This window comes from Salipiger mucosus DSM 16094, from assembly GCF_000442255.1.
Classification (GTDB): Bacteria; Pseudomonadota; Alphaproteobacteria; order Rhodobacterales; family Rhodobacteraceae; genus Salipiger; species Salipiger mucosus.
Genome location: NZ_KE557302.1, coordinates 1 through 8,363, shown reverse-complemented (window position 1 = coordinate 8,363; position 8,363 = coordinate 1). Strand labels below are relative to the sequence as shown.

Genomic DNA, 8,363 nt, shown 5'->3' with positions numbered 1-8,363 from the left:
ACGGCGCAGCCAGGGCGGGCGCAGCGCGCGGGCGAGGGTGGCCTCGGCCTGCGGGCGCGCGACCTGCGGGGCCGGGTCGGGTTGGGGGTGGTGGCCCTGCGCGGCCGAGAGGAGGTCGGTCAGGGCGGCATGGGCGGCCTGCTCGAAACGCTCGGGCGTGTCGTAGAGCGCGAGGCGCTCGGGGTGATGGGCCTCCAGCCAGTCGACGAGCGGCGCGGTTTCAGCCGTGCGGGCGCGTTCGGCAATCAGGATGCGCGGCAGGGGCGCCGTGCCGCTGCGCGCCTTGGCGAAGGCGCGGCGCAGCTCGAGTTCTGTCAGCCCGCAGGGGCCGGGCAGGGTGCCGGCGAAGGCGCGATCGAAGGCCCGCAGGAAAGACGGGTCGGGCTGCCAGCCGGTGCGGGCGCCGATCATGCCCAGCACGCCGTGGGCAGCATCGACCCCCTCGAGACAGAGCCGGACGGCGCCGCCGTCGGCGGTCATGGCGCGGGTGAGGCCCCAGCGCAGGTCGATCTCGACGAGATGCGCGGCGCCCGGCACCTCGGCCCGCAGGCGCGGCAGCACGCGGCGGGCGAGGATGTCGCGCTCGTCCTGCATGTCGCGGAAGGTCGACGAGATGAAAATGCGGGTCATCGCCCGGGACCCCGCGCGGCGTTGCGTTGAACGCCATGATAGCCGGGGCGGGGGCGTCGAGCAAAAGCCGCGCGGGCGCCTGGGGCAGACGTTCAGCGCAGGGTGATGTCGGCGGGCGCGCTGGCCTCGAGCACGGTGCGCGCGTTGACGAGGTCGTTGCCGCGGGCGCGGGCCTCGGCGGCCTCGCGCGGGAGGCCGTGGTGCAGCCAGCGTTCGATCAGGCGGGCCTCGAGCACGGCGAGCGGCGGGGCGACCAGCACCGTGAGGTCGAAGAGCGGGCGCAGCGCCGCCCAGTCGCCCTGTTGCAGCAGGAGGTAGTTGCCCTCGACCACGGCGATCTGCGTGCCGGCGGAGAGGTGCCCGGCGTCCGGCAGGGTGCAGTCGCGGGCGCGGTCGAAGAGGGGGTAGCGCAGCGCGGTGTCGATCTGGCCGAGCTTTGCCACGAGGTCCGCGAAGCCCTTGGCGTCGAAGGTCTGCGGGGCGCCCTTGACCGCGCGGAGGCCGAGCGCGTCGAGCCTGTCGTTGTCGAGGTGGAAGCCGTCCATCGGGACGACCTCGGCGACCCCGTCGCCCTCCGCGTTCAGGTGGTCCGCCACCGCCGCGGCGAGGGTGGACTTGCCCGAGGCGGGCGGCCCGGCGATGCCGAGCACCAGCCGGCGCCCGGGGGTGACGGCGGCGCGGGCCCGCTCGGCGACCTCGGCGACCGCCGCCGGGTCCGCGCCGTCCGTCGGGGTGTCAGGCCGCAACGGCGGCCTCCGGCGGGGTCTTGGCGCCGGTCATGTAGGCGACCGCGTCGGACATGGAGTTCTCCTTGGGGTCGATGACGCAGAGCCGCTTGCCCAGACGGTGGACGTGGATGCGGTCGGCGACCTCGAAGACATGCGGCATGTTGTGCGAGATCAGGACGATCGGGATCCCGCGCGAGCGCACGTCCTGGATCAGTTCCAGCACCTTGCGGCTTTCCTTGACCCCCAGCGCCGCCGTCGGCTCGTCGAGGATGATGACCTTGGAGCCGAAGGCCGCCGCGCGGGCCACGGCCACGCCCTGGCGCTGGCCGCCCGAGAGGGTCTCGACCGCCTGGTTGATGCTCTGGATCGTCATCAGCCCCAGCTCCGACAGCCGGTCGCGGGCGAATTTCTCCATCGCCTTGTGGTCGAGCATCTTGAAGACCGAGCCCAGCACGCCGGGTTTGCGGATCTCGCGGCCGACGAACATGTTGTCGGTGATCGAGAGCGCGGGCGAGAGGGCGAGGGTCTGGTAGACGGTCTCGATCCCGGCGTCGCGGGCCTCGAGCGGGGAGGAGAAGTTGATCGGTTTCCCCTCGAGCTCGATCTTGCCGTCGTCGACCTGGACCGCGCCGGAGATGGCCTTGATGAGGCTCGACTTGCCGGCGCCGTTGTCGCCGATCACGGCGAGGATCTCGCCCGGGTAGAGGTCGAAGTCGGCGTTGTCGAGGGCGGTGACGCGGCCGTAGCGCTTGACCAGTCCGCGTGCCTTGAGGATGGGTGCCTGTGTCATGCCGAGACCTTTCTGATCCACTGGTCGATGGCGACCGCGAGAATGATGAGCCAGCCGATGGCGAAGACCTGCCAGAGGACGTCGACCCCCGCGAGGCGCAGGCCCGACTGGAAGACGCCGACGATCAGCGCGCCGAAGAGGGCGCCCAGGATCGAGCCGCGCCCGCCGAAGAGCGAGATGCCCCCGATCACGACGGCGGTGATGGATTGCAGGTTGCCCTCGTAGAAGGCCTGCGGGCTGATCGAGCCGACCCGGCCGATGGAGGCCCAGGCCGCGACGGCGCAGACGAGGCCGGCAAGGCCGTAGACGCTGAGCAGGGTGCGGTCGGTGCGGATGCCCGCGAGCTCGGCGGCTTCCTTGTCGTCGCCGATGGCGTAGACGTGGCGGCCCCAGGCGGTCTTGTTGAGCATGTACCAGAGCACGAGGAAGACGGCGACCATGAGCAGCGAGCCCAGCGTGACGCGGGCGCCGCCGACCTCGAGCGCGATGCCCCAGAACTTGAGCAGCGGTGCCTCGGCGTCGATGTCCTGGCTGCGGATCGACTGGGCGCCCGAGAGCCAGAGGTTCAGCGCGTAGAAGATCGACCAGGTGCCCAGCGTGGTGATGAAGGGCGGCAGCTTGACCTTGGTGACCAGCAGCCCGTTCATGATCCCGCAGCCGGTGCCGCCGGCGAAGGCCACGAGCAGGGCGATGGGGGCGGGGACGCCGGCGTAGACCGCGAGGTTACCCGCCACGACCGCCATCAGCACCATGATCGCCGCGACCGAGAGGTCGATGCCGGCGGTGATGATGATCAGCGACTGCGCCGCCGCGAGGATGCCGATGATCGAGACCTGCTGCAGGATCAGGCTGAGGTTGAAGGCCGAGAAGAAGCGGTCGCCGGCGATCAGTCCGAAGACGCCGATGGCGGCGACCAGCACGATGACCGGGACCAGCGTGGGATTGCCGTGCAGCGCGTGCTGGATGCGGTCGAGGGGTGAATTGTGCAGGTACTTGAACTCGGCGACGGAAACGTCGCTCTTGTCGAGGTCCTGCTCGTAGTCCTGGCCCTTGCGGCCGGGATCCGTGGTATCGCTCATGGCACGTCCTCCGCGTGGCGCCCGGCGAGGGGGCGACGGATGGTTGTCCGGTCGGGTTCAGCCGGAAGGGACGGGGCGGCCTGGCCGCCCCGCCGGTTGGCCGGGTGTCAGCCCCAGCACTGCTCGAGCGCTTCCTCGGAGGTGATCGAGTCGATCCCTTCGACGGGGTTGTCGGTGACGAGGGTCACGCCGGTGTTGGTGAAGTCGAGGCCCTCGGAGTTCTCGGGCTTGGCGCCGGTCTCGGCATATTCGGCGATCGCCTCGATGCCGAGCGAGGCCATCTTGAGCGGGAACTGCATCGAGGTGGCGCCGATGACGCCCTCGGCGATGTTCTGCACGCCGGGGCAGCCGCCGTCGACCGAGACGATCAGCGCCTGGTCCTGAAGCCCGACCGAGCGCAGCGCCTCGTAGGCGCCGGCGGCGGCGGGTTCGTTGATGGTGTAGACCACGTTCACGCCGGGATCGCGCTGCAGCAGGTTCTCCATGGCCTGGCGGCCGCCCTGCTCGTTGCCGTTGGTGACGTCGTTGCCGACGATGCGCGGGTCGTCCTCGTCGCCGATGTCGGTCTCGTCCTTCACGTCGACGCCGAAGCCGGTCAGGAAGCCCTGGTTGCGCAGGTAGTCGACCGAGACCTCGGAGGGGTTCAGGTCGAGCATGGCGATCTTGGCCGAGGAGGGATCCTCCATCGTCGCCGCGGCCCATTCGCCGATCAGCACGCCGGCCTTGAAGTTGTCGGTGGCGAAGGTCGCGTCGGCGGCGTCGGAGGGCTCGAACGGGGTGTCGAGGGCGATCACGAGGATGCCGTTCTCGCGGGCCTGCTCGATCACCGGCACCAGCGCGCGGCTGTCGGACGGCGTGATGAGGATGCCCTCGGCACCGCCCGCGATGCAGGTCTCGACCGCGGCGACCTGGGTCTCGACGTCGCCGTCGATCTTGCCGGCGAAGGTGTCGAGCTGGATGCCGAGCTCGTCGGCCTGGGCGACGGCGCCTTCCTTCATCTTGACGAAGAAGGGGTTGGTGTCGGTCTTGGTGATCAGGCAGGCGTTCACGTCGCCCTTCACGTGGCTTTCGGCGGACGCGATGCCGGCGGTGAGCGTCAGTGCGGTGGCACCCAGCAGGGCCATCTTGATCGTCTTGTTGGTCACGGTTTCCTCCTCCCGTTCTGTCCGTCCGGCCGCGAGCGCCGCCGGAGCGCGGGGGGCGGGCCCTTGGCGCCGCTCCCTGCTGGCAAGGACAATCACGCGAGTCGCGGCCTCCTGTCAATAAATAAATCAGAGTGATTTAATATTGACAGGGCTGCGGTGCCCGCCGATCATCGGGGCCGTATCGGGAGAACTGGCATGAGAGAGACGGGCGCGGCCGGGCGCGACACCGCGGTCATTCCTTCATCGGTTCGCGGCTCGAACCAGAGCGGGTTGCGGGCGCACAACGAGCGGCTGGTGCTGTCGATCCTGCGGCGGCACGGCCCGCTGGCCAAGGCGCCCATCTCGCGGATGACGGGGCTTTCGGCGCAGACGGTCTCGGTCATCATGCGGAGGCTGGAAGAGGACGGGCTGCTGCTGCGCGGCGAGCCGGTGCGGGGGAAGGTGGGCCAGCCCTCGGTGCCGATGGCGCTCAACCCCGAGGGGGCGCTGTTCTTCGGGCTCAAGATCGGGCGGCGCAGCCTCGACCTGGTGATGATCGATTTCACCGGCGGGGTGCTGGGCCGCCGGCGGATGACCCATGCCTATCCCGACCCGGACAAGACCGTGCGCTTTGCCGTCGAAGGCGTGCAGGCCATGCTGGACAGGCTCGACGTGCCGCTGCGCGGGCGGGTCTGCGGGCTGGGCATCGCGACGCCCTTCTTCCTGTGGGACTGGGCCCGCGCCATCGGGGTGCCGCCCAGCGACATGGCGTCCTGGCGCACGCGCGACATCGCGGCCGAGATCGAGGCCGGGGTGGGGCTGCCGACCTTCCTGCAGAACGACGCGACCTCGGCCTGCGGGGCCGAGCTTGTCTTCGGCGAGGCGCGGGATTCGCAGGATTTCGTCTACTTCTACATCGGCTTCTTCGTGGGCGGCGGGCTGGTGCTGGACGGGCGGCTGCACACCGGGCGCACGGGCAATTCCGCGGCGCTCGGCAGCATGCCGGTGCCGGGGCCCGACGGGGGCTCGCGGCAGCTGATCGAGGTGGCCTCACTGGCCTGCCTCGAGCGGCTGGTGGTGGCCGAGGGGCTCTCGGCCGAGAGCCTCTGGGAGGAGCCCGAGACCTGGTCGGTGCCGGTGCGGCTGGTCGATCAGTGGATCGCGGAGGCGGCCGACGGGCTGGCGCATGCCATCGCGGCGAGCGCGTCCATCGTGGACATCGGCAGCGCGCTGATCGACGGCTGGCTGCCCGCGACCGTGCGGGCCGAGCTGGTGCGGGCGGTCCGGGCGCGGATCAACGACATCGACTTGGCCGGGCTTGCGCCGCCCGCGATCGAGACGGGCAGCGTCGGGCCGGACGCGCGGGCGCTCGGCGCCGCCTCGCTGCCGCTGTCGGAAAGCTTCCTCGTCGATCCGAGCGCCATGCTGAAGCCCTGAGGGCCGTGCGCCTCAGCGGCGGCGGTAGAGCCAGAGCGTGAGCGGCGCCAGCAGGGCCGTGAGCAGGGCAGGGGCCAGCAGGGCCTGCGCGATGTCCGCCGCTGTTGCCGTGCCGGCCATGAGGCCGCGCATGGCGGTGGTCATCAGCGAGACGGGGTTCACGGCCACGAAGGCGCGCAGCCAGTCGGGCATGGTCTCGGGCTGCACCATGATGTTGGAGGCGAAGACCACCGGAAAGAGCACGGTGAAGCCAAGGGTCATGACCGTGGTCGGCGTGCGGATCAGCAGGCCGAGGACGATGAAGACCCAGCCCAGGCCGAAACCGATGACCAGCAGCAGCAGGAAGGCCGCGACCACGCCGGGCGGGCCCGCCTCGGGCCGGTAGCCGAGGGTGAGCCCGATGCCGAGGATGATCGCGCCGGCGATCAGGTGGCGCAGCAGGTCGCCCACGATGAGCCCGGCGAAGGGCGAGAGCGGCCAGATCGGCAGGCTGCGGAAGCGGTCGAAGAGCCCCTTGCCGAGGTCCGTCGAGAGGCCCATGCCGGAATAGACCGCGTTGAACGCCACGGTCTGCACGAGGATGCCGGGCAGGAAGAACTGCAGGTAGTCGCCCGTGGAGCCGGCCAGCGCCCCGCCGAAGACGAAGGTGAAGAGCAGCGTGAACATGAGCGGCGTCATCACGAGGTCGAAGAGCTGCTCGGGGACGTGCCGGAACTTGAGCACCGCCCGCCAGCCGAAGGTCAGCGCGTTCGACAGCGCCGAGGGGCGCGGCGGGCGCGGGATGTGGCGCAGGGGGTCGGTCCGGCTCATGGCGCATCCTCGGTCTGCGGGGCGGGGGTGCCGGTGAGGGCGAAGAAGACCTCCTCGAGGCTGGGCGCGCCCATGGCGAAATCCTCGAGCCCGAGCCCTTCGGCCGCGAGCGCGCCCAGGGCCGCGGTCGCCGCCTCGGGGGTCCGTGCCATGACCGAGAGCCGGGCGCCCTCGGGCGAGCGCTGGACCGGCATGGCGAGCCGCTCTTCCAGCAGCGCGGCGGCGCGGTCGAGCTGTGCGGCCTCGGCGAGGGTCACGTGCAAAAAGCCCGAGCCGGTCGCCGCCTTGAGCTCGCGGCTGGTGCCCTCGGCGATCTTGCGGCCGCGGTCGATGACCGCGATGCGCTCGGCCAGCTGGTCGGCCTCCTCGAGATACTGCGTGGTCAGCAGGACGGTCACGCCGGAGCGCGAGAGGCGGCGGATCATCCGCCAGACGCCCTGCCGGGCGGTGGGGTCGAGGCCGGTCGTGGGCTCGTCGAGGAAGAGCACGCCCGGCGTCACGATCAGCGAGGCGGCGATGTCGAGGCGCCGGCGCATGCCGCCCGAGTAGTCCTTGACCTGCCGGTGCCGCGCGTCGGTGAGCTCGAAGGCGGCGAAGAGCTCGTCGGCGCGGCGGCGGGCGGCCTGCCGTCCGAAGCCCCAGAGCCGGGCGAGGAAGACGAGGTTCTCGCGCCCGGTCAGGTCCTCGTCGAGCGAGGCGAACTGGCCGGTCATGGCGATCGAGGCGCGCACCTCGTCGGGCCGGGTGGCGAGGTCGTGGCCCATGACCTCGGCCGTGCCCGCGTCGGGGCGGGCGAGCGTGGCCAGCATCCGCATCAGGGTGGTCTTGCCGGCGCCGTTGGGCCCGAGGATGGCGAAGATCATGCCGCGCGGGACCTCGAGGTCGATGCCCGCCACCGCCTCGAAGGCGCCGAAGCGCTTGACCAGCCCGCGCGTGCGGATCGCCGGGGCGGCGGCGGTCTGGGCCTGTGCTGTCAGGTCGGTCGTGGTGCTGTCTGGCATGGTCTCGCCGCTGGGTGAGGAGGGGGATTCGGAGAGAGGCATAGCACGCGCGCCGCGCGCGCGGGCGAGGTTTTCCGGCGCGTCAGTCGGCCCACATCCCGCGCATCTGCGTTGCGACGTCGATCGGGGCGGGGGCCGGGCGCGCGGCCTCGCCCGCGCGCAGCGGCGACCAGTGCGTGACCTCGAAGCGGTCGAGGATCGCGTTCGGCACGAAGCGGGTGCGCAGGGCATAGACGTGGCGGTCGCCGTTGCGCGTCTGGTTGGTGACGTAGAACCGCTGCGGCACGCCGAGCGAGAGCCGGTCCTTGGCGCGCGTCATGGCGACGTAGAGCAGGCGGCGCTCCTCCTCGATCTCCTCGGTGGTGCCGGTGCCGAGGTCCGAGGGCATGCAGCCGTCGACGCAGTTCAGCACGTGGACCGAGCGCCATTCCTGCCCCTTGGCCGAGTGGATCGTCGAGAGGATGAGGTAGTCCTCGTCCTTGAGCGGCACGCCGGCCTGGTCGCTGGTGGCGCTCGGCGGGTCGAGCGTGAGCTCGGTCAGGAAGGCCTCGGCCGAGGGGTAGCCGGTCGCGATCTCCTCGAGTTGCAGCAGATCGCCGCGGCGGGCCTCGGCGTCCTCGTGGATGCGGTCGAGCTGCGGGTCGTACCAGGCGCGGACCTGCCCCAGCGCGGCGGGCCAGGGGGCGGCGGTGCTCATGGCCGCGACGAAGGCGGGCCAGTCGGCGGCGGCGCGCGGTGGAGGCGCCACGTCGGGCAGGGCGGCG

General features: G+C 71.4%; 9 protein-coding genes. 1 reads left to right on the top strand and 8 read right to left on the bottom strand.

Going from position 1 to position 8,363, the window contains the following annotated elements; all coding sequences use genetic code 11:
• The 5 genes from SALMUC_RS27875 to SALMUC_RS27855 all read right to left on the bottom strand — a co-directional run.
• A partial coding sequence (locus SALMUC_RS27875) for a DUF4062 domain-containing protein (protein WP_037373168.1) occupies positions 1–630 on the bottom strand: 630 nt, incomplete at its 3' end.
• 92 nt (positions 631–722) lie between these two features.
• Positions 723–1,376, bottom strand: coding sequence for a nucleoside/nucleotide kinase family protein (locus SALMUC_RS27870; protein ID WP_020043652.1), 654 nt, complete (start codon positions 1,374–1,376; stop codon positions 723–725).
• A complete protein-coding gene (locus SALMUC_RS27865; protein WP_020043651.1) occupies positions 1,366–2,148 on the bottom strand; it encodes an ATP-binding cassette domain-containing protein in 783 nt (260 codons plus the stop codon). Before SALMUC_RS27865 ends, SALMUC_RS27870 begins: the two co-directional genes overlap by 11 nt.
• Positions 2,145–3,227, bottom strand: a complete 1,083-nt coding sequence (locus SALMUC_RS27860; protein WP_020043650.1) for an ABC transporter permease — start codon at positions 3,225–3,227, stop codon at positions 2,145–2,147. Before SALMUC_RS27860 ends, SALMUC_RS27865 begins: the two co-directional genes overlap by 4 nt.
• A gap of 107 nt (positions 3,228–3,334) precedes the next feature.
• Complete coding sequence (locus tag SALMUC_RS27855; RefSeq protein WP_037373175.1) at positions 3,335–4,351, bottom strand: sugar ABC transporter substrate-binding protein; 1,017 nt, start codon at positions 4,349–4,351, stop codon at positions 3,335–3,337.
• Between the two features lie 216 nt (positions 4,352–4,567).
• Between SALMUC_RS27855 and SALMUC_RS27850 the strand changes: the two genes are divergently transcribed.
• A complete protein-coding gene (locus SALMUC_RS27850) occupies positions 4,568–5,788 on the top strand; it encodes an ROK family transcriptional regulator (protein WP_020043648.1) in 1,221 nt (406 codons plus the stop codon).
• 12 nt (positions 5,789–5,800) lie between these two features.
• Here SALMUC_RS27850 and SALMUC_RS27845 read toward each other — a convergent pair whose 3' ends face one another.
• The 3 genes from SALMUC_RS27845 to SALMUC_RS27835 all read right to left on the bottom strand — a co-directional run.
• Positions 5,801–6,598, bottom strand: a complete 798-nt coding sequence (locus SALMUC_RS27845; protein ID WP_020043647.1) for an ABC transporter permease — start codon at positions 6,596–6,598, stop codon at positions 5,801–5,803.
• Positions 6,595–7,599 carry an ATP-binding cassette domain-containing protein gene (locus tag SALMUC_RS27840; protein WP_021121132.1) on the bottom strand — a complete coding sequence of 335 codons (1,005 nt, stop codon included), beginning with the start codon at positions 7,597–7,599 and terminating at the stop codon, positions 6,595–6,597. The genes SALMUC_RS27845 and SALMUC_RS27840 overlap by 4 nt, the downstream gene beginning before the upstream one ends.
• An 82-nt stretch (positions 7,600–7,681) precedes the next feature.
• Positions 7,682–8,363 (bottom strand): 3'-5' exonuclease (locus SALMUC_RS27835; RefSeq protein ID WP_020043645.1); only part of this gene is annotated, 682 nt, incomplete at its 5' end.